We start from the raw sequence: 19,706 nt of genomic DNA, 5'->3' as shown, positions 1-19,706 counted from the left end.
AAGGATAATCGATCCCAAGGAAAAGGGAACCTGTGTCGTACGTGTATCGGTCGACTGGTTGAGAACTGGACGGCAGGCCCAATGGCCCGGCGATGGTGCCGACTTGAGGAAAACGTGAAATAAGGTCAGAAGAGGTCTGGAGCAGCTACCAACGAGAACGGGCGCCGACCCGGCGAGGACGAGACATGAAGAATTCAGCCATTTCCGAACGCAAGAACCAGTCGATTTCGCGCGGCGTCGGCATGACCACGCAGATCTATGCCGATCGCGCCGAGAATTCAGAAATCTGGGATGTTGAGGGACGCCGCTACATCGACTTTTCGTCCGGCATTGCCGTCGTCAACACCGGCCACCGTCATCCCAAGGTGATCGAGGCCGTGAAGGCGCAACTCGACCGCTTCACCCACACCTGCCACCAGGTGGTGCCTTACGAGAGCTATGTGCGGCTGGCCGAACGGCTGAACGCGATGCTGCCCGGCAAGTTCGACAAGAAGACGATTTTTGTCACCACCGGTGCCGAGGCGGTCGAGAACGCCGTCAAGATCGCCCGCAACGCCACCGGCCGTCCGGCGGTCATCGCCTTTGCCGGCGGCTTCCACGGCCGCACCTTCATGGGCATGGCGCTGACCGGCAAGGTCGTGCCCTACAAGGTCGGTTTCGGTGCCATGCCGGCCGATGTTTTTCACGCACCGTTCCCGGTGCCGCTGCATGGCGTCTCGGTCGCCGATTCGCTGGCCGCACTCGACCGCCTGTTCAAGGCCGATGTCGACCCGGCCCGTGTCGCCGCCATCATCCTCGAGCCGGTGCAGGGCGAGGGCGGCTTTTACGATGCGCCGCGTGAATTCATGGTGGCCCTGCGCAAACTTTGTGACCAGCACGGCATGCTGCTGATTGCCGACGAGGTGCAGACCGGTTTTGCCCGTACCGGCAAGATGTTCGCTATGGATCACCACGACGTGGCGGCCGACATCACCACCATGGCCAAGAGCCTGGCCGGCGGCTTCCCGCTGGCGGCGGTCACCGGCCGCGCCGAGATCATGGATGCGCCTGGTCCTGGCGGGCTCGGTGGTACCTATGGCGGCAGCCCGATCGGTGTTGCCGCGGCACATGCGGTGCTCGACGTGATCGAAGAGGAAAAGCTCTGCGACCGCGCCAACACGCTGGGCGCGCGGCTGAAGCAGCGGCTGCAGTCGATCCGCGACGACGTGCCCGAGATTGTCGACATCCGGGGCCTCGGTTTCATGAACGCGGTCGAGTTCAACGACGTCAAGAAGGGCCTGCCGTCGGCCGAGATCGCCAATGCGATCCGGCTGAAGGCGCTCGACAAGGGCCTGATCCTCTTGACCTGCGGCGTCTACGGCAACGTCATCCGCTTCCTCGCCCCGATCACCATCCAGGACAACGTCATGAACGAGGCGCTTGATATTCTGGAAAGCTCGATCCGCGAAGTCTGCGCTGCCTGAGCCGCGACCCCTACCTCCCCCTTGTGGGGAGGTCGGACCGAAGGTCCGGGTGGGGGTCGGTGCCGCACCCCCGCCCCGCTGCTTCGCAGCGACCCTCCCCACAAGGGGGAGGGTAAGCGCATCTAGCCCGCAGCCCTAGCCGGTTCATCCTGCTGAAACGCCGCCAGTGCAGCCTTCAGCCCATCAGGGCCTTCTGCTACCGTCTGCGGCGTTGGCGAGAAGCCGGCGCCGAGCATCTTGCGGCCAAGCATGTGGTCGCCGGGGCGGTTGACCGATTCAATCCCGAGCAGCCGGTCTCCGGCATAGTGATAGATCGAAAATTTGTTCTCGCCCAGATCGCCCAGCACGACATGGCTGTCGCCGCCCGACGTCAGCCCGACCATCTGCAGCTTCATGTCGCCGATATCCGACCAGAACCAGGGCACCGCCGCAAAGGCGTCGGCATGGCCAGTGATGGTGCGCGCCGCAAGCCGCGCCTGGTCGGTGGCGTTCTGCACCGATTCCAGCCGCACGTCCGCCCCGGTGAACCAGTGCCGATAGGAGGCGGCGTCGCCGATGGCGAGGATTTCCGGCAATGAGCTGCGCATCTGCTGGTCGACGCGGATGCCGTTGGCAATGGCGATGCCGGCTGCCTCAGCCAATTCGACATTGGGCACGACGCCGATGCCGATGATGATCATTTGCGCCGGCAGCCGCTCGCCACCGGATGTGACCGCAGCCGAAACACGGCCGTTCTCGCCTTCCAGCCGGGCAATGGTGGTGCCGGTGAGGATGCGCACGCCCGTCGCCTCCAGCCGCTGTCGGACGTGGCTGGCGATGACTGGCGCCACCGCCCGGCCAAGCAGCCGGTCGACGGCTTCGACCACGGTCACCTTGCGGCCGGCCGCTTTCAGGGTGGCTGCGATCTCCAGTCCGATGAATCCGCCGCCGAGAATGACGACATCCTCGCTGTGCGCGCTGAGCTCCCGGATCAGCCGCGCATCGGCGATCGAACGCAGCGACACCACGCCGGAAAGGTCGGAACCTGGCAGCGGAAGAAGACGCGGCCGCGAGCCGGTCGCCAGGATCAGGCGGTCAAACGGCAGCGCGCCGCCGCCTTCAATCTCCAGCTTGCGGCCACCGGCGTCGATGCGGTCTATGCGGATGCCCGGCCGGTAGTCGATGGCACTGCCGATGTAAAAGGCCTCGCCACGCAATGGCTGCGGTTTCGCCTCTGAGTCCTTGATGAAGGTCTTCGACAGCGGCGGCTTGTGATACGGCAGCTCGTTCTCGTCGCCGGTAAGGATCACCGGCCCATCATAGCCCTCCTCGCGCAGGCTGGCGGCCGCTTGCACGCCCGCATGCCCCGCACCGACTATGACCACACCGTTCTTCATCGCAGCCCAAATTCCTCAACCGATTCTAGGACGTCTGGCCAAGTGGCGATTGTCTGCCGCCGTCGCAAGAGCCCCGGTCCGGGTCGCACCCGGGATGGCCACCTGTCAATCGCCGCGTTCCTGAACCGTGCAATGTGCGGGGCGGTTAAAGTTGACAGTTACAGTTTAGAATAATTCTAAACTGTTGTTTCAATTGATTTTTCTTGTCCGTGCCAGTTGACTTCCCGCCCCGCCGCCGCTTTATGGGAGCCTCGCGCAGCAAGCGCATCCCTTTGATGTCTGGGCCTTGAACCCTTTCGATTGGAGGCATTTCGGTGTCTTTCTTTAGCAAATCGCGCCCGTGTCGCGGCCTCTTTTTCGCCCGATGGCAGATGCATGCCGCGGCGCCGATCATCCATTGCTGCGCCGTCGGCGCCGACATTTCACTGAAATTCCTGAGGAGACGACAATCATGAGAGCGATGATCACGGCACGGTATGGCTCAAGGCTTGCTGCGATCGGCGCCACGGCACTGCTGACGACGGCAGTGTTCGTGCTGCCGGCTAAGGCGGAAACCGATGCCAAGGCGGTCATCAAGACCTATTCGGACATCGCGCTCGCCAAATACGAGGATTCGCTGACCACGGCGCAGGCGCTCGACACGGCCGTCGATGCGCTGCTTGCCAAGCCTTCGGTGGAAACGCTGACCGCCGCGCGCGAGGCCTGGAAGGCATCGCGCATCCCCTACCAGCAGACCGAAGTCTACCGTTTCGGCAACAAGATCGTCGACGACTGGGAAGGCAAGGTGAACTCCTGGCCGCTGGACGAAGGCCTGATCGACTATGTCGCCAAGAGCTACGGCACCGAGTCCGACGCCAACGCGCTCTACACCGCCAATGTGATCGCCAACAAGTCGATCGAGATCAACGGCAAGAAGGTCGATGCCACCAACCTGACGCCGGAATTCCTATCCGGCACGCTGCAGGAGGCCGGCGGCATCGAGGCCAATGTCGCCACCGGCTATCACGCCATCGAATTCCTGCTCTGGGGCCAGGACCTGCATGGCACCGGCCCCGGCGCCGGCGAGCGGCCCTACACGGACTATGACCTTGCCAATTGCACCGGCGGCAATTGCGACCGGCGCGCGCAATATCTGAAATCCGCGAGCGACCTTCTGGTTTCCGGCCTGCAGGAGATGGTTGGCAACTGGAAGGAAGACGGCGCCGCCCGCAAAAACCTCGTCGACGGTGAGCCGAACACCGCCATCTCGGTGATCTTCACCGGCATGGGCTCGCTGTCCTATGGCGAACTGGCCGGCGAGCGCATGAAGCTCGGCCTGTTGCTGCACGATCCGGAAGAGGAGCATGACTGCTTCTCCGACAACACCTATATCTCCCATCTCTATGACGCCATCGGCATCGGCGCCGCCTATCTCGCCAGCTACACGCGCCTCGACGGCACCGTGGTTCAGGGGCCGTCGGTGCACGACATGGTCAAGGCCGCCGATCCGGCGATCGACAAAGAACTGTCGGACAAGCTGGATGTCTCGGTCGCCAAGATGGAAGCCATCAAGGCCCGCGCCCTGGCCGGCGAGGCCTATGACCAGCAGATCGCCGAGGGCAACGCGCAAGGCAATGCAACCGTTCAGGCGGCAATCGACGCGCTGATCGACCAGACCAAGTCGATCGAACGCGCCGTTGGCGCCCTCAAGCTCAACAACATCGCTTTCGAAGGGTCCGACAGCCTCGATGCGCCGGACAAAGTGTTCAAGTAAGGTCTGACCAAGAAACAAGCCACACGGTGCGGAGGAGCGCGCCGTCAGCCAGAGCAAGTCGATGCTGATCTGCCATTGCAACATCATCACGGAGAAGGAAATCGAGCAGACGATCGTCGCACTGCTCGATCAGGATCCGTGGCAGCTCATCGTGCCGGCGAAGATCTATCACGCCATGCAGAAGCGCGGTCGCTGTTGCGGCTGCTTCCCAAATGTGGTCGAAACGATCATTCGGGTCACCGAAAATTACCACGCCCGCTCGGAGGCGAACGGCGTGGACATCGTTTCACATCTGGATCGCGTCAGAGGCCTGCGCGTCCAATACGGGAGCAGAACCCATGAAAGGCGAAAAGCAGGTCATCGAGCGGCTTAACGAGGCGCTGTTTCTGGAGCTTGGGGCGGTCAACCAATACTGGGTGCATTTCCGTCTTCTGGAAGACTGGGGATACGCCAAGCTGGCGAAGAAGGAACGCGCTGAATCGATCGAGGAGATGCACCATGCCGACCGGCTGGTGGCCCGTATCATCTTCCTCGAGGGACATCCGAACCTGCAATCCGTGGCGCCTTTGCGCATCGGGCAGAACGTCAAGGAAGTGCTCGAATCCGATCTTGCCGGCGAATATGACGCACGCACCGCCTACAGGCGCTCGCGCGAGATCTGTGAAGAAGCAGGCGACTACGTGACGATGAAACTGTTCGAGGAATTGCTGGCCGACGAGGAAGGTCACATCGACTTCCTCGAGACGCAACTAGACCTGCTTGCCTCGATCGGCGAGGAAAAATACGGCCAGCTCAACGCGGCATCGGCCGACGAAGCGGAATAAGGACATGCGGGAATGCGGCGCCCCTTAGACGTTCTGCGCCGCCTACGGCAGGCCGACGACGGCCTGTCGCCCCGGAAAAACCCGCGACACCAGATGTTTCGCGGCGTTTCGCTTGCCGTCGTGGCGACGCTTACTGCTTCGGCCCAGGCCGGCGCGCCGGAACCGGTGGGCTTTGCCGCCAGCCGCTCGGACCTCACGCCGAAAGACCTGGCGCGCGTCATTGCCGTCACCCGGCCGACCACAGATTTCTCCAAGCCCGAGCCATTCGAGCTGATGCAGGGCGGCGCCGGCACGTCGAGGAAGGGCGTCGACAGGGACGCGTTCTCGCAATCCGCCGCCAACATCACCTTCGAGGAAGAGGGCACTTTCAAGCTCGGCAATGCGCTTTTCCGCAAGAACTGGGTGTCGTCGCCGTCGTCGACGCAAGCCTCGGACGGGCTTGGCCCGCTGTTCAATGAGCGGGCCTGCCAGAACTGCCATCTCAAGGACGGCCGCGGTCATCCGCCGGAGGGCGATGCCGGCACCACCTCGATGTTCCTGCGGCTGGCGCGACAAGCGAGCAGCGCGGAAGAGAAGGCCGAGATCGCCGACCAAAAGGTGCTCAATTTCCCCGACCCGGTCTATGGCACCCAATTGCAGGACTTGGCCGTTCCGGGCCTGCCGGGCGAAGGCAAGATGCATGTCGACTATCGGGAAGAGCAGGTGACGCTCGGCGACGGCAGTGTCGTTTCGCTGCGCAAGCCCAGTTATTCGGTCGACAATCTGGCCTACGGGCCGCTCGATCCGCACACCACACTGTCGCCGCGCCTGACGCCGCCGATGATCGGGCTCGGCCTGATCGAGCAGATCGCTGCGGCCGACATTCTCGCCAACGCCGAACCGGACGACCGCAACAATGACGGCATTTCCGGCAGGCCCAACATCGTGCGCGACATCAGGAGCGGTACGCTAACGCTCGGCCGTTTCGGCTGGAAGGCGCAGACGCCGTCGATCCGCGAACAAGCAGCGGATGCTTTCGCCGGCGACATCGGCATTTCGACGCCGGAAGTGCCTGATCATTGGGGCGACTGCACCGCAGCCGAGCAGAAATGCCTGGCCATGCCGAACGGCGTGCAAAAACGCCTCGGTCCGGTCGAGGCACCACCGCCGATCATGGATCTCGTCACCTTCTATTCGCAGAACCTTGCCGTGCCGGCGCGGCGCGACGTCGACGCGCGCCAAGTGCTCGCCGGAAAGAAGATCTTTTACGACATCGGCTGCATTGCCTGCCACACGCCGAAATTCGTCACCCGTCGCGACACGCCCAACAAGGCGCAGGCCTTTCAATTGATCTGGCCGTATTCCGACTTTCTGTTGCATGACATGGGGCCTGATCTCGCCGATGGGCAGGCCGTGGGCGACGCCACCGGCAGCGAATGGCGCACGCCACCGCTATGGGGCATCGGCCTGACCCAAACCGTCAACGGCAACGCTTTTTTCCTGCATGATGGGCGCGCTCGCAGCCTTGATGAGGCCATCCTGTGGCATGGTGGCGAGGGCCAGAAGGCGCGCGACCGCTTTGCCGCCGCCACTGCTGCCGACCGCGATGCGCTGGTCAAATTCCTGGAGTCACTCTGATGTTGAAGCGTTCTGCGCTGGTTCTCGTTCTTCCGCTGGTTCTGTTCGGGGCCTTGCCCGCATCCGCGACGGTGAAGGCCTCCGAAATCATCCAGCGGGCGATCGACGGCTTTGTCCGCCCGGCCTATGCCGGCTTGCATGACCATGCGGGACGTTTGACCAAGGCAATGCACACGCTGTGCGACGCGGCCTCGCAAGCCGATCTCGATGCGGCACGCGCCGAATTCTCGGCCACGGTCGAAGCCTGGTCTTCCGCCGAAATCATCAGTTTCGGGCCGATCAAGGAGAACAACCGGCTGGAACGCATGCTCTATTGGCCGGATCGCAAGAGCATCGGCCTCAAGCAGGTCCAGGCGGCATTGGCCGGCAAGGATCCGACCGCCACCGATCCGGCTCAGCTGGCCGGCAAGAGCGTCGCCATGCAGGGCCTGGGCGCGTTGGAATTCGTGCTCTACGGCGACGGCGCCGAGACGCTCGCCGGCAAGGGCGATCCCTATCGCTGCGCCTATGGCGCGGCGGTCGCCGGTAACATCGAAACCATGGCCGCCGATGTCAGCGACGCCTGGAACAGACCGGATGGGTTTGCCGCGCTCTGGGCCAATCCCGGACCGCAAAACGCGCTCTACCGCGATGGCACCGAAGCGGTGACCGAACTGGTCGGTGTCTTCATCAATGAGCTGGATATGGTCCGCGACGTACGCCTGAAAGGCTTTCTCGGCGGTAAGCCGGAAGCCGACAAACCCAGGCAGGCGATCTATTGGCGCTCGCAAAACACCGCCACGTCACTGGCTGGAAATCTATCCGGCATCGATACGCTATTCCAGGCCTCGCAACTGGGTGACGCGCTGCCGGAAGATGCGCGCTGGATGGCGGACTCGATCCATATCCAGCTGGTCAACGGCGTCGCGACCGCGAAGTCCATCCAGGGTCCGATCGACAAGGCGCTCGCCGATCCGGTGCTGCGTGACAAACTCGACCATTTCGCGCTGATCACTTCGAGCCTGTCGACGCTGATAGGCACCAGGCTGACCGCCGAATTCGGCCTGACCGCTGGCTTTTCCTCGCTCGACGGGGACTGATCATGAGAACGCCGCTGATCGACCGCCGCGATTTCCTGAGGGCCGCAGGTGCCGGCTTTGTGGCAGCTATGGCGCCGTCGGCTTGGGCAAAGACGCTCGATGCCGACGCTGTCTTCGCCACCGCTTTCGTAAAGCGCGACGGCAGCCATGGCGCGGCGATCCTCTCCGATTCCGGCAAGGTGCTGCATGCGATCGACCTGCCCGATCGCGGTCATGACGTCACCTTCGATCCAGTGTCGAAGCGCTCGGTGGTCTTCGCCAGGCAGCCCGGCACCTTCGCCGTGGTCTTCGATCACACCGGCCGCGACAAGCCGCAGACCATCGCCAGCATCGCTGGCCGGCACTTCTTCGGCCACGGCGTGTTCTCTGGCGATGGCGCGCTGCTCTACGCCACCGAGAATGATTTCGACAACGCCGCCGGGGTCGTCGGCGTCTATGACGCGCGGGCGAAATTCAACCGCATCGGCGAGTTTCCGACCTACGGCATGGGCTCGCACGAGCTTCTGCTGCTGGGCGACGGCAGGACCCTGGCCATTGCCAATGGCGGCATCGAAACCCATCCAGATTTCGGCCGCGCCGAGCTCAACATCGCGACGATGAAGCCGTCCTATGTGCTGGTCGACCGCGTCACCGGCGATCTCATCGAAAAGCATGAATTGCCGGCCGCACTGCACCAGCTGTCGATCCGTCACATGGATGCCGATCAGTCCGGCACCGTCTGGTTCGGCTGCCAGTACCGCGGGCCGGGCACCGACCGTCCTCTGTTGGTCGGCCGCACCGCGCGCGGCAAGGAGTTGCAGCTGCTCGATATGCCGCAGGACGTGCTCTCCGGCTTCCGCAACTACATCGGCTCGGTCGCCGCCAATCCGGCGAGGGGGATCGTCGCCGTGTCCTCGCCGGAGGGCAATTCGCTGGCGGTGATCGACGCGGCCAGCGGCCGCATCGTCGCCACCCGGTCGCTGGCCGAGGTCTGCGGCGTGGCGCCCGATAAGGCGAGCTTCATGGCAACGACAGGCGCCGGTGACATCGTCGAAGCCGGCGGCGCGGCACGCTCCGAACCGGATTACGTCTGGGACAATCATATGCTGCGCATCGAGCAGGTGGCGTAGGCTGTAACGCCCCATCTTCCTCCACAAGGGGGAAAGGGGAAAAGACGATCCCCTTTTGTTCCGATTCTGCTTGGCGATCGCGCGCGCTCGCGCTACCTCTGGCGGGTGACAGAGCAGCCGCGCCTTGCCGAACAGAATGCCGCCGTGGCCCTGCCCGAGCCATTTATAAGATGGTTCGGCGAAAAAGGCTGGTCGCCGCGCGCCCATCAGGTCGAATTGCTGGCAAGGGCGCAAGCCGGCCAATCGGTGCTGCTGATCGCGCCGACCGGCGCCGGCAAGACGCTGGCCGGGTTCATGCCGTCGCTGACCGAGCTCGCCAACCGTCCGAGACGAAAGCCGGGACAAGCGCATCGCGGCATCCACACGCTTTACATTTCGCCGCTGAAGGCGCTGGCCGTCGACATCGAGCGCAATCTCGGCAAGCCGGTGGAAGAGATCGGCCTGCCGGTCACCATCGAGACGCGCACTGGCGACACGCCGGCGCACAAGCGCCAGCGGCAGAAGCTGGTGCCGCCCGACATCCTGTTGACCACGCCCGAGCAACTGGCGCTACTGATCGCGGCACCCGATGCCAGGCGCTTCTTCGAAGACCTACGTTACGTCGTGCTCGATGAGTTGCATTCGCTGGTGATATCGAAGCGCGGACATCTGCTGGCGCTCGGGCTGGCGCGGTTGCGCAGCATCGTTCCTGGCCTGCAGACCATTGGATTGTCTGCGACGGTGGCCGAGCCGGATCAATTGCGCTGCTGGCTCGTCAGCCAGAACCCACAGGGCGCTATGGCCGGGCTGATCACCGTCACCGGCGGCGCCAAGCCGGACATCTCCATCCTCGATTCGCAGGAGCGTGTGCCGTGGTCCGGGCACTCGGCCCGCTACGCCATTCCCGAAATCTATGAGGCGATCAAGCGTCATCGCACGACGCTGCTGTTCGTCAACACCCGCAGTCAGGCCGAATTGCTTTTCCAGGAGCTGTGGCGGTCCAACGAGGACTCGCTGCCGATCGCCTTGCATCATGGGTCGCTCGATGTCGGCCAGCGCCGGCGCGTCGAAAAGGCAATGGGCGACAACGCGCTGCGCGCCATCGTCGCCACCTCGACGCTCGATCTCGGCATCGACTGGGGCGATGTCGACCTGGTCGTGCATGTCGGTGCTCCCAAGGGCGCCAGCCGGCTGGCGCAGCGCATCGGCCGCGCCAATCACCGGATGGACGAGCCGTCAAAGGCGATCCTGATCCCGGCCAACCGCTTTGAGGTGCTGGAGTGCCGGGCAGCGTTGGACGCCAACTATCTCGGCGCGCAGGACACGCCGCCGCTGATCAATGGCGCGCTCGACGTGCTGTCGCAGCACGTGCTGGGCGTCGCCTGCGGCGCGCCCTTCAATGCCGATCTTCTCTTTGAAGAGGTGCGCAGTGCCGCGCCGTACGCTGGGCTGGAGCGCGAGACGTTCGACCGCGTCGTCGATTTCGTCGCCACCGGCGGCTACGCGCTAAAGAATTATGAACGCTACGCCCGCATTCGCCAGACCAAGGACGGGCTGTGGCGCGTCTCCAATCCGCGTATTGCGCAGCAATACCGGCTGAACGTTGGCACCATCGTCGAGATGCCTGAGCTCAATGTCCGCTATGTCAGGCAGGGACGGGGCATGGCCGGGCGCGGCGGCCCGGTGCTCGGCAAGATCGAGGAGTATTTTGCCGAGACGTTGCGGCCCGGCGACAATTTCCTGTTCGCCGGCAAGGTGCTGCACTTCGAAGGCATCCGGGAAAACGAATGCGTCGTCTCCAACGGCGCCGGCGCCAACATCATCGTGCCGTCCTATGCCGGCGGCAAGTTTCCGCTGTCGACCTATCTCGCCGACCAGGTGCGCGGCATGCTGGCTGACAGCGATCGCTGGCAGGCACTGCCCGAACAGGTCGCCGACTGGCTGCGCCTGCAGAAGGAAAAGTCGGTGCTGCCGAAGCGCGGCGACCTGCTAGTCGAGACCTTTCCGCGCGGCAACCGCCACTACATGGTCGCCTATCCCTTCGAAGGCCGGCTGGCGCACCAGACGCTCGGCATGCTTCTGACGCGCCGGTTGGAGCGCGCCAACGCTCGGCCGCTCGGCTTCGTCGCCACCGACTATTCGCTGGCCGTCTGGGCGCTGGACGACATGGCAGCGCTGTTCAAGGCGAAGAAGCCGTCGCTGGCTGCCTTGTTCGACGAGGATATGCTGGGCGACGATCTCGAGGCTTGGCTGAACGACAGCTGGATGCTGAAGCGCACCTTCCGCAATTGCGCCGTAATCGCCGGGCTGATCGAAAAGCGCTTTCCCGGCCAGGAGAAGAGCGGCCGGCAGGTGACGGTGTCGGCCGACCTAATTTACGATGTGCTGCGCAGCCACGAGCCGGACCATATTCTGCTGCAGGCGACGCGCACCGACGCCTCGTCCGGGCTGCTCGATGTCAGCAGACTTGCCGAGATGCTCTCGCGTGTCCGTGGTCGAATCATGCATAAGCATCTCGACCAGATTTCGCCGCTGGCGGTGCCGATCATGCTGGAGATCGGCAAGGAATCGGTGAATGGCGGCGCCAATGAATCGCTTTTGATGGAAGCCGCCGATCTGGTCGAGGAGGCCATGGGCCAAAGATGAGTTTTGGATTGCGATGAATTTTTCGCTGGCACGCGCATCGCTGATTGCCGAGGCCGACATGGTCGGCATCGCCGGCGAGCGCGCCGTGTGCGATCCGCGTGGCGTGCTCTATTTTCCCGACCTCAGGCTGCTGGCAGTGTCCGACCTGCATCTGGAAAAGGGTTCGTCGCTCGCCAGGCGCGGCACGCTGATCCCGCCTTACGACACCGGCGCGACCTTGCTGCGGCTGCAGGCGGTGATATCAGACTACCAGCCGGCGATCGTCATCAGCCTGGGCGATAGCTTCCACGATGGCGGCGGCGCCGAGCGCATGCATGCTAGTTTCCGGGAAAGACTGGAAGCGCTGATGGCGGGCCGCGACTGGTTTTGGGTCGCCGGCAACCATGACCCGGATGCGCCGGCTGACCTGCCCGGCGAAACCGTGCGCGAACTGGCCATAGGGTCGCTGCTGTTTCGGCACGAGCCTTCAGCGGTGAGGGTGGAGGGCGAAGTCGCCGGCCATCTGCATCCGTGCGCCCGCATCGTCCAGCGCGGCCGCTCGGTACGGCGACGCTGCTTTGCCGGCGATGGCGGCCGCATGATCATGCCGGCTTTCGGCGCCTATACCGGCTCGCTCAACGTACTCGACCGCGCCTATGCCGGGCTGTTCCGGCTGGAGACGCTGATGGCCTATATGCTCGGCAGCGACCGCATCTTCGCCATCTCCCGCTCGATGCTGCGGCCGGGTTGAACTCTACCGACCGTAGTAGAGTGTCACGGTGTGCTTCGCTTCGGCGAAGAACAGCCAGCGCTCGACCAGCATGCCGGCGAATTGGGCGATGGCGGCGAGCGCCGAAACCACCGCCGCGAACGGCCATGGCAAGGCGAAAGCGGCGACCAGCAGCATGACGGGCAGCGCGAAAGCCAGAACCTGCGTGATCTGGCGCAGCCGCACGCTGTGCTTGCGCGCAATGCGAAAGCCCATTTCCTTGAGCAAATAGTTTTCCTCGGTATGCGGCCACTCAAGCGACCGCACCGTACCACCCGCGAGCCCGGTCGCGGTGTTGGCGTTGGTCGGGATTTCCAGCGCATCATTGTAGTGCCATGTCGCCAGCTTCCAGCCCCAGCCAAGCAAGATCAGCAGCAGCGAAGATGCCAGAAGCATGGTCGAGCCCAAGCCGAACCCTCGCAGCAGCGCGTTCAAAATCACGCTGCCGGTCATCGCCGAAAAGATCAGATAGGCCGGCAAGGTATGGCGGCTGTGCCATTGGGCGATCGGCTTCAGCGAGGCATAGATCATGCCGGTGGTGCAGACAGTGACAACCGCGCCGACAGCCGACAGCACCCCGGCGATGGCCACCCAGCCGTCGGTGCGGCCGAAAAACACCCAGCCGATGCCGAACAGCCCTGCCGGGATAAAGGTGGCGACCGAGGCAACGCCTTCGCGCGACAGCCATGAGCTTCGCCATTGCGAGAATGCCCGCCAGGCGCGTTCGGGTCTTCCGAGATGTCCGGCCGACGACAACAGGCCGGCCGCGATCAAACCAAGCGCCAATCCCATGCCGACCAGTCCCAGCCAGAAATCCGGCGGGATAAACCCTTGGCCGGCGAGCACGCCAAGCAGCGCGAGCAGGCCGTAGCCGGCGCCCGTGGCGGTGGTGAAGAAGACGACGGAAAAGGCTGGATGCATGGATGTCAGTTCGAAAGCATGCGGTCGACCCAGCCAAGGAACCCGCCCTCGGCCCGCACGGTTTCGAGCGCCGGTGCGGCCACCGATGCGGCGCGTGTGGTGTGGGCGCGCGGCGGCAGGTACTTGTTGGTCGGCTTGTAGCCCATCTCCGGCATCAGGTCGACGCCGCCACGCTCGGCCACCAGCAGCGAGACCGCCGACAGCGGATCGCCGAGATCGCCGAAATGCCGGGCGCTGGTCGGGCATGCGGCGACGCAGGCCGGCACGCGGTCTTCCTCCGCCAGATTGTCATTGTAGATGCGGTCGACGCACAGCGTGCATTTCTTCATCACACCGACATCGGTGTCGAATTCGCGCGCGCCATAGGGGCAGGCCCAGCTGCACAATTTGCAGCCGATGCATTTGTCCTCGTCGATCAGCACGATGCCGTCCGAGGCTCGCTTGTAGGAGGCGCCGGTCGGGCAGACGGTGACGCAGGCCGGCGTCTCGCAATGCAGGCAGGAGCGTGGAAAATTGACCGTGCGCCCGCCCATCTCCGTTGTGTGCTCGTAGCTGTGGACACGGTTGAACCAGACGCCGTCGACGTTGCCGCCATAGGGATCGATGTCGGTCAGCGGCGCCATGTGGCCGCCGGTGTTCCATTCCTTGCAAGCGGTGACGCAGGCCTGGCAGCCGACGCAAGTGTCGAGGTCGATCACCAGGCCGAGCTTCTTGTCGGTATGTGCGGGAAGACAGGTCATTCGGCGGCCTCTCTTGCTCGGCGGAATTCGGCCCCGAAAGTCAGCTTGTCGGGCGAAGGCTCGAAATGCGGCGGCTGCTGAAAACGCTCGAATTGCGGCTCGGTGAAGCCGGCTTCCTCGGTCGCGCATTTGACGATGCGCACGCGCAGGTCGAACCATGCCGCCTGGCCGGTGACCGGGTCGGAATTCGAATAGCGCTTGCCGTTGGCGTCGGCAGAAGTCTGGTCGCCGATGATGTGATTGAGCAGGAAGCCGCGGTTGGATTCCGCCGCATCGTCCTTCAGCCCCCAGCTGCCGCGCCTTTTGCCGATGGCGTTCCATGTCCAGACCGTATCCGCATTGACGCCGTCGACCAGCTTGATCTGTCCCTTGACCTTGCCGTTGATGCTCTCGACCCACACCCAGTCGTCATCGACCAGCCCGAGGCCGGCCGCAGTCTGGTGATGCACGAACAGCCGGTTCTGGCTGGTGATCTGCCGCAGCCAGGCGTTCTGCGAACCCCAGGAGTGATACATGTGCATCGGCCGCTGCGTCAGTGCATGCAGCGGATACTTTTGCAGGTCGACCGATGCCTCTTCGAAAGGCGCGTACCAGAAGGGCAGCGGGTCCATATAAGTCTCGATGCGGCCGCGCTCGGCTTCCGGCGGCAGCACCTTTCCATGGCCGCGCGCGGCAAGGCGAAAACGCTGCAGCGGCTCGGAATAAAGCTGGAAGACGATCGGCTCGGCTTTCGGGATGAAACCCATGCTTTCCGCGAAGTCCAGATAGGAGCGGTTGGCCATCTTGTAGTAGCGCTGGTCGTCGGCAAAATCGTGATGCCAGAAGCCGCCATTGTCGATGTAGCGCTGCAACTGGTCAGGATTGACCTCGCCTCTGCCGATCGAGGTCCCGTCCTTGCCGCGCCAGCCGGCAAGCGGGCCGATGCCCGGCGTGCGTTCATGGTTGACGATGTAGTCGGCATAGTCGCGGTATTTGGCCGTGCCGTCGTCATTAACGAAACCGGGCAGGCCGAGCCGCGCGCCGAGCTCGATCAAAACCGTCTGGAACGGCCTGACGTCGCGGTCCGGCTCGATCACCGGGTGACGGATCGCATCGCCCGGCCCGTCGGCATGGCTGATCGGCCGGTCGAGCAGGCTGATGCAGTCATGCCGTTCGAGATAGGTGGTGTCCGGCAGCACCAGATCGGCGAACGGCACGGTCTCGGAATAATAGGCGTCGGAATAGATGATGAAGGGAATCCTATAGTTGCCGTCTTCATCGCTGTCGGTCAGCATCGCCATCGTCTCGACGGTGTTCATCGACGAGTTCCAGGCCATGTTCGACATGTACATGAATAGCGTGTCGATCCTGTAGGGGTCGCCGGCCCAGGCGTTGCGGATCACCGTGTGCATGAGGCCATGCGCGGCAAGCGGCGCGTCCCAGGAATAGGCCTTGTCGATACGAACGGGCACGCCGGCATCATCGACCAGCAGATCGTCCGGCCCGCAGACGAAACCGAGCGGCATGCCCTCGAGCGGCATCATCGGCCTGACATTCTTGCCGGCGGGCCTCAATTCCGGCGGCGCCGATCGGGGGTAGGGCGGCTTGAAGCGAAATCCGCCGGGAACATCCACCGTGCCGAGCAGCACCTGCAGCAGATGGATGGCGCGGCATGTATGAAAACCGTTCGAATGGGCCGAGATGCCGCGCATCGCGTGCATCGAGACCGGCCGCCCCTTGATCGTCTCGTGCTGACGCCCGGCCCAGTCGGTCCACGCTATCGGCAGTTCGATGGTCTGCTCGAAGGCGACATGCGCCAGTTCGGCGGCGATCCGCCGGATCGTGTCGGCAGGGATGCCGCAGCGTGCGGCGACCGCATCCGGCGCGTAGCTTTCCTCGAGATAGCGGTCGGCGACAAGCTGGAAGACAGGCACGCAGCGGCGGCCGTCTATGGTGAAACTGCCGGTCAACGCCGGTTTCGCCTCGGCGTCGGTGGCGTTGACTGGCGTCTTCGCCACTCTGTCCCAGGCCAGCGGATTGCCGTCGCCGTCGCGCACGAACAGGCCGTCATCGGCAGCGCCCGGGTCCTGGATGACGAGCATGTGAGCGTTGGTGTAGCGCAGCAGATAATCGAGATCGACGCGGCCGGCTTTCAGCAATTCATGGATGAGCGCGAAGACGAACAGCCCGTCGGTGCCGGGCCGGATGCCGATCCAGTCATCGGCAATGGCGTTATAGCCGGTGCGGCACGGGTTGATCGAAACCACCTTGGCGCCGCGCGCCTTGAGCTTGCCCAAGCCGATCTTGATCGGATTGGAATCATGGTCCTCGGCGACGCCGAACAGCATGAAGTATCTGGTGTTGTCCCAATCGGGTTCGCCGAACTCCCAGAACGAGCCGCCGATCGTGTAGAGGCCACCGGCTGCCATGTTGACCGAGCAGAAGCCGCCATGGGCGGCGAAGTTCGGCGTGCCGAACTGGCTCGCCCACCAGCCGGTCAGCGATTGCGACTGGTCGCGCCCGGTGAAGAAAGCAAGCTTTTTGGGATCGGTTCGGCGGATGTTGGAAAGCCTGTCAGTGGCGATGGAAAGCGCTTCTTCCCATTCGATTTCGCGAAACTCGCCCGAGCCGCGCGGGCCGCTGCGCAACAGCGGCTTCTTCAGCCGCGCCGGGCTGTAGTGCTGCATGATGCCGGCGCTGCCCTTGCCGCACAGCACGCCGCGATTGACCGGATGGTCCTTGTTGCCGTTGATGTAGCGGACCTTGCCGTCCTTGAGGTGGACGTCGATGCCGCAGCGGCAGGCGCACATATAGCAGGTGGTCTTGGCGATGCTGTCGGAGATGCTGGGCGAGGTGTCGACGCCATCGCCCTCGTCGGGTGCGCGCGTGTCGGCAAGCGGCCGTTGCGACGGTGCGGAATTGGCGCCGCGTGGCGCTGCGTGCCTCATGATCCGGGCGCGCTTTTGCGGTCCGCGTTCTTGGCTCTCGTCTTGGGTCCGGGACCGCGCATATAGTGCTGCTCAGGGTGGTAGCGTTCGCCGGCGACGCGCCGCCTCAGGCTGCGCGTCCAGTGTGCGAACAAAGACTTGAACCGCCCCATCAATTTCTAACCCTCGCGACTCAGCCGCGATATTTTTCCAATTCCGAGCAGAAACTTAGAACAAAGCAATCGATCTGTCTAACAAGTTGCTCTTGTAATTCCGATCGAATTTGTTTCTTAATTCGTCATGACTCTCGATCAGTTGCGCATCTTCGTCGCCGTCGCCGAGCGCGGCCATATGACCAGGGCGGCAGAGTTGCTGGGCATCTCCCAGTCGGCGGCGTCGGCCGCCATCCGCTCGCTCGAACAGCAGCACGGCGTAAAACTGTTCAACCGCGTCGGCCGCAACATCGAGTTGGCGCAGACCGGGCTCAGGTTCCTGCCCGAGGCCAAGGCCGTTCTCGAGCGCGCCGCTGCCGCCAACAATGTGCTGGAGCATGTCTCGCAGACGATATCAGGCAGCCTGTCGATAGCCGCCAGCCAGACCATCGCCAGCTACTGGCTGCCGCGCCGGCTGGCCACCTTCCACGAAGCCTACCCCGCCGTCAGGCTGAGCGTCACCATCGGCAACACCAGGCAGGTCGAGACCAACGTTCTCGACGGCACAGCGGATTTCGGCCTGGTCGAGGGGCGCACCGAATCCGACATTCTTCGACGCGCCAAGGTCGACGTCGATTGCATGGTTCTGGTCGTGGGGCGTTCGCATCCCGAGATCGCCGAACTGTCGCACGGGCATCCCGACATCAAAGGACTGCGCTGGATCATCCGCGAAGCCGGCTCGGGAACGCGCGAGGTGCTGGAGGATATTGCAGGTCGCGAAGGGATTTCGTTCGCCGAGCTGCAGATATTTCTGGTGTTGCCCAGCAACGAGGCCATTCGTCAGGCGGTCGAGGCCGGCGCCGGCGCCACCATCATCTCGGAACTCGTCGTCGCGCGCGCGGTTGCCGAGGGCAGTTTGCGCGCGGTGCCGATCGACCTGCCGAAGCGCGATTTCGCCATGATCACCCACCGCGACAGGCAGGCGAGCCTCGCGCAGATGGCGCTCAAGGCGCATCTGGGCACGAAAGTGCCGGAATAGACTGCGCTAGCCGAACTTCCGCTGGGCATCCAACGCCAGGCCAAGCCCGACCGAGCCGAACATGTCGCCTTCGATGACTGATGCTTGCGGGACCAGCGCCAGGATCTGCTGCCTGGCCAGCGGGATGGCCGTCGATCCGCCGGTCAGGAAGACCGCGGTGATGTCGGACGGTTTCACCTGCGCATCTTGAATGGTCTGCGCCACCGTGGCGGTCACCCGCTCGATGTCCCGGTCAATCGTTGATTCCAGCCCGGCTCGCGTGATTTCGGCGGCGAACTTTACCCCCGACAGCGCGACCGTCACATCGGTCGATAACCGGTCGGTCAGCTCGATCTTGGCCTTCTCGACCAGCGCCGCCAGCGCGTGCCCGTAACGGTGCTCGACGATGTGGATGAAGCGGTCGACCAGGTCGGCGCGTTCGGCCTCATAGCGGATCTGGCGCAGATGCGTCATCGCCCTGGCAGTATAGACCAGGTTGATGCGCTGCCATGTCGCCAGATCGATGAAGTAGCTGGCCGGCAGATTGCGCTTGCCGTCCTTGGTCGGCGTCAGATAGCCGAGCTGCGGCATCACATGGGCGATGCTCAAAAGCCGGTCGAAATCGGTGCCGCCGATATGGACGCCGCGGCTGGCCAGGATGTCGTCCTTGCGATCGAGCGAGCGGGCGCGCTGAGGCGAGACCCGTACGATCGAAAAGTCCGACGTGCCGCCGCCCATGTCGACGATCAGCGCCAGCTCCTCCTTCGCCACCTTCTGCTCGTAGTCGAGCGCGGCTGCGATCGGCTCGAACTGGAAGGCAATGTGCTTGAAGCCTTGCGCGCGGGCGGCGTGTTCGAGTTCACCCTCGGCCTTGGCATCCGCCGCCGCATCATCGTCGACGAACTGTACCGGACGGCCGAGCACCACGCTCTCGACCGTGTCCTTTGCATCTTCCTCCAGCCGCTTCTTCAGATGTCCCAGGAACAGCCCGACAATCTCCATGAAACCGATCGAGCGCGACTTGATGCGCGTCTTTTCACGGGCAAGCGAGCTGCCGAGCACGCTCTTCAGCGAGCGCATCAGGCGGCCTTCGATGCTGTCAGTGTAGTTGGCGATGGCGTGGCGGCCGTAATAGGTGCGGTTGTCCTCGAAATTGAAGAACACCGCGCTTGGCAGCGTCACCTGGCCGTCCTCCAGCGCCACCAGCCGCGGTTGGCCGTTCCTGACCACGCCCACGGTGGAATTTGACGTGCCGAAGTCGATACCGCCGAATGCTGGTCGCATGGCCTGTTCCTGTAATTGCCTTTGGCGAGCGCCATGGGAAAGCGCGCATCCGGGGACCGGACTGCTCTACCGAACCGAATTGTTTGTATGT

15 protein-coding genes are annotated in these 19,706 nt (G+C 63.8%); 10 read left to right on the top strand and 5 right to left on the bottom strand.

The window, feature by feature from the left end:
• The first annotated feature begins 185 nt into the window (after positions 1-185).
• Positions 186-1,463: a 4-aminobutyrate--2-oxoglutarate transaminase gene (locus tag AC1DXN_RS08660; protein ID WP_477275482.1), complete on the top strand. Its 1,278-nt coding sequence runs from the start codon at positions 186-188 to the stop codon at positions 1,461-1,463.
• A gap of 122 nt (positions 1,464-1,585) precedes the next feature.
• Here the strand turns inward: AC1DXN_RS08660 and AC1DXN_RS08655 are convergent, their stop codons facing one another.
• Entirely contained in the window at positions 1,586-2,839 is a 1,254-nt protein-coding gene (locus tag AC1DXN_RS08655) for an NAD(P)/FAD-dependent oxidoreductase (RefSeq protein WP_477275480.1), read from the bottom strand.
• 463 nt (positions 2,840-3,302) lie between these two features.
• Here AC1DXN_RS08655 and AC1DXN_RS08650 point away from each other — a divergent pair, with 463 nt between their 5' ends.
• From AC1DXN_RS08650 to pdeM, 8 genes are all read left to right on the top strand, one after another.
• Positions 3,303-4,592 (top strand): imelysin family protein, encoded by a 1,290-nt coding sequence (locus AC1DXN_RS08650; RefSeq protein WP_477275931.1) that lies wholly within the window; start codon positions 3,303-3,305, stop codon positions 4,590-4,592.
• Positions 4,593-4,653: 61 nt separating this feature from the next.
• A complete protein-coding gene (locus tag AC1DXN_RS08645) occupies positions 4,654-4,965 on the top strand; it encodes a (2Fe-2S)-binding protein (RefSeq protein WP_477241565.1) in 312 nt (103 codons plus the stop codon).
• Complete coding sequence (gene bfr / locus AC1DXN_RS08640; RefSeq protein ID WP_477241567.1) at positions 4,931-5,416, top strand: bacterioferritin; 486 nt, start codon at positions 4,931-4,933, stop codon at positions 5,414-5,416. The genes AC1DXN_RS08645 and bfr overlap by 35 nt, the downstream gene beginning before the upstream one ends.
• 12 nt (positions 5,417-5,428) lie before the next feature.
• Positions 5,429-7,033 (top strand): di-heme oxidoreductase family protein, encoded by a 1,605-nt coding sequence (locus tag AC1DXN_RS08635; RefSeq protein WP_477275478.1) that lies wholly within the window; start codon positions 5,429-5,431, stop codon positions 7,031-7,033.
• Entirely contained in the window at positions 7,033-8,112 is a 1,080-nt protein-coding gene (locus AC1DXN_RS08630) for an imelysin family protein (RefSeq protein ID WP_477275476.1), read from the top strand. Before AC1DXN_RS08635 ends, AC1DXN_RS08630 begins: the two co-directional genes overlap by 1 nt.
• 2 nt (positions 8,113-8,114) lie before the next feature.
• Positions 8,115-9,221, top strand: coding sequence for a DUF1513 domain-containing protein (locus tag AC1DXN_RS08625; RefSeq protein WP_477275474.1), 1,107 nt, complete (start codon positions 8,115-8,117; stop codon positions 9,219-9,221).
• A 105-nt stretch (positions 9,222-9,326) separates the two neighbouring features.
• The gene (locus AC1DXN_RS08620) at positions 9,327-11,846 is read left to right on the top strand and encodes a ligase-associated DNA damage response DEXH box helicase (RefSeq protein WP_477275472.1); all 2,520 of its coding nucleotides are present in this window, start codon (positions 9,327-9,329) and stop codon (positions 11,844-11,846) included.
• A 13-nt stretch (positions 11,847-11,859) separates the two neighbouring features.
• Positions 11,860-12,576 carry a ligase-associated DNA damage response endonuclease PdeM gene (gene pdeM, locus AC1DXN_RS08615; RefSeq protein WP_477275470.1) on the top strand — a complete coding sequence of 239 codons (717 nt, stop codon included), beginning with the start codon at positions 11,860-11,862 and terminating at the stop codon, positions 12,574-12,576.
• Positions 12,577-12,579: 3 nt separating this feature from the next.
• On the opposite strand, the gene AC1DXN_RS08610 is transcribed toward pdeM, so the two are convergent.
• The 3 genes from AC1DXN_RS08610 to AC1DXN_RS08600 are packed head-to-tail and all read right to left on the bottom strand — an operon-like array spanning position 12,580 to position 17,182.
• Positions 12,580-13,515, bottom strand: a complete 936-nt coding sequence (locus tag AC1DXN_RS08610) for a dimethyl sulfoxide reductase anchor subunit family protein (RefSeq protein WP_477275469.1) — start codon at positions 13,513-13,515, stop codon at positions 12,580-12,582.
• 5 nt (positions 13,516-13,520) lie between these two features.
• The gene (locus AC1DXN_RS08605; RefSeq protein ID WP_477241699.1) at positions 13,521-14,255 is read right to left on the bottom strand and encodes a 4Fe-4S dicluster domain-containing protein; all 735 of its coding nucleotides are present in this window, start codon (positions 14,253-14,255) and stop codon (positions 13,521-13,523) included.
• The gene (locus AC1DXN_RS08600) at positions 14,252-17,182 is read right to left on the bottom strand and encodes a molybdopterin oxidoreductase family protein (RefSeq protein WP_477275467.1); all 2,931 of its coding nucleotides are present in this window, start codon (positions 17,180-17,182) and stop codon (positions 14,252-14,254) included. The genes AC1DXN_RS08605 and AC1DXN_RS08600 overlap by 4 nt, the downstream gene beginning before the upstream one ends.
• Before the next feature lie 279 nt (positions 17,183-17,461).
• Between AC1DXN_RS08600 and AC1DXN_RS08595 the strand changes: the two genes are divergently transcribed.
• Positions 17,462-18,352 carry a LysR substrate-binding domain-containing protein gene (locus tag AC1DXN_RS08595; protein ID WP_477275465.1) on the top strand — a complete coding sequence of 297 codons (891 nt, stop codon included), beginning with the start codon at positions 17,462-17,464 and terminating at the stop codon, positions 18,350-18,352.
• Between the two features lie 6 nt (positions 18,353-18,358).
• Here AC1DXN_RS08595 and AC1DXN_RS08590 read toward each other — a convergent pair whose 3' ends face one another.
• Entirely contained in the window at positions 18,359-19,615 is a 1,257-nt protein-coding gene (locus tag AC1DXN_RS08590) for an Hsp70 family protein (RefSeq protein ID WP_477275463.1), read from the bottom strand.
• Positions 19,616-19,706: the final 91 nt, after the last annotated feature.

Source organism: Mesorhizobium sp. P2_H9 (assembly GCF_056403215.1).
The sequence above is the reverse complement of the archived record's forward strand: the minus strand, read 5'-3'. Positions and strand labels throughout refer to the sequence as shown.

What these genes read in the sequence shown, in the direction of transcription:
- AC1DXN_RS08655 (WP_477275480.1), bottom strand. Translation starts at nt 2,839, where the DNA reads ATGAAGAACGGTGTGGTCATAGTCGGTGCGGGGCATGCGGGCGTGCAA.
- AC1DXN_RS08590 (WP_477275463.1), bottom strand. Translation starts at nt 19,615, where the DNA reads ATGCGACCAGCATTCGGCGGTATCGACTTCGGCACGTCAAATTCCACC.
- AC1DXN_RS08630 (WP_477275476.1), top strand. Translation starts at nt 7,033, where the DNA reads ATGTTGAAGCGTTCTGCGCTGGTTCTCGTTCTTCCGCTGGTTCTGTTC.
- pdeM (WP_477275470.1), top strand. Translation starts at nt 11,860, where the DNA reads ATGAATTTTTCGCTGGCACGCGCATCGCTGATTGCCGAGGCCGACATG.
- AC1DXN_RS08625 (WP_477275474.1), top strand. Translation starts at nt 8,115, where the DNA reads ATGAGAACGCCGCTGATCGACCGCCGCGATTTCCTGAGGGCCGCAGGT.
- AC1DXN_RS08605 (WP_477241699.1), bottom strand. Translation starts at nt 14,255, where the DNA reads ATGACCTGTCTTCCCGCACATACCGACAAGAAGCTCGGCCTGGTGATC.
- AC1DXN_RS08645 (WP_477241565.1), top strand. Translation starts at nt 4,654, where the DNA reads ATGCTGATCTGCCATTGCAACATCATCACGGAGAAGGAAATCGAGCAG.
- AC1DXN_RS08660 (WP_477275482.1), top strand. Translation starts at nt 186, where the DNA reads ATGAAGAATTCAGCCATTTCCGAACGCAAGAACCAGTCGATTTCGCGC.
- bfr (WP_477241567.1), top strand. Translation starts at nt 4,931, where the DNA reads ATGAAAGGCGAAAAGCAGGTCATCGAGCGGCTTAACGAGGCGCTGTTT.
- AC1DXN_RS08635 (WP_477275478.1), top strand. Translation starts at nt 5,429, where the DNA reads ATGCGGCGCCCCTTAGACGTTCTGCGCCGCCTACGGCAGGCCGACGAC.
- AC1DXN_RS08610 (WP_477275469.1), bottom strand. Translation starts at nt 13,515, where the DNA reads ATGCATCCAGCCTTTTCCGTCGTCTTCTTCACCACCGCCACGGGCGCC.
- AC1DXN_RS08595 (WP_477275465.1), top strand. Translation starts at nt 17,462, where the DNA reads ATGACTCTCGATCAGTTGCGCATCTTCGTCGCCGTCGCCGAGCGCGGC.
- AC1DXN_RS08600 (WP_477275467.1), bottom strand. Translation starts at nt 17,182, where the DNA reads ATGAGGCACGCAGCGCCACGCGGCGCCAATTCCGCACCGTCGCAACGG.